The organism is Stieleria mannarensis, from assembly GCF_014154935.1.
Lineage (GTDB): Bacteria > Planctomycetota > Planctomycetia > Pirellulales > Pirellulaceae > Stieleria > Stieleria mannarensis.
Genome location: NZ_JACEHH010000243.1, coordinates 1 through 279 on the forward strand (window position 1 = coordinate 1; position 279 = coordinate 279).

General features: G+C 53.8%; 1 protein-coding gene. It reads left to right on the top strand.

All coding sequences use genetic code 11. The annotated features are described in order from the left end of the window. On the top strand, positions 1-279 hold a 279-nt coding region (locus tag H1B37_RS33225), incomplete at both ends, for a hypothetical protein (protein WP_220498510.1).

The window sequence follows — 279 nt, forward strand, 5'->3', positions numbered from 1 at the left end:
CAGCTCAAGTTTGACTTCGCAAGTGAGGATGAAATCAACGATGCACGCGAAGGCATCAAGCAGGCGATCGAAGAAAACAAACGAGCCGACAAGAAGAACAAGCCGCCGAAGCGCCGGCGCAGCGAAGAACGTTTTCCGGACTCACTGCCGCGCCGCGAAGTCGTGATCGATCTGCCCGATGAAGAAAAGGAAGGATTGACACGAATCGGAGAAGACATTGTCGAGTCTGCTCACTTCACCGGAGGCAAGGTCTACGTGCTTCGCAAGGTGTTTCCGAAA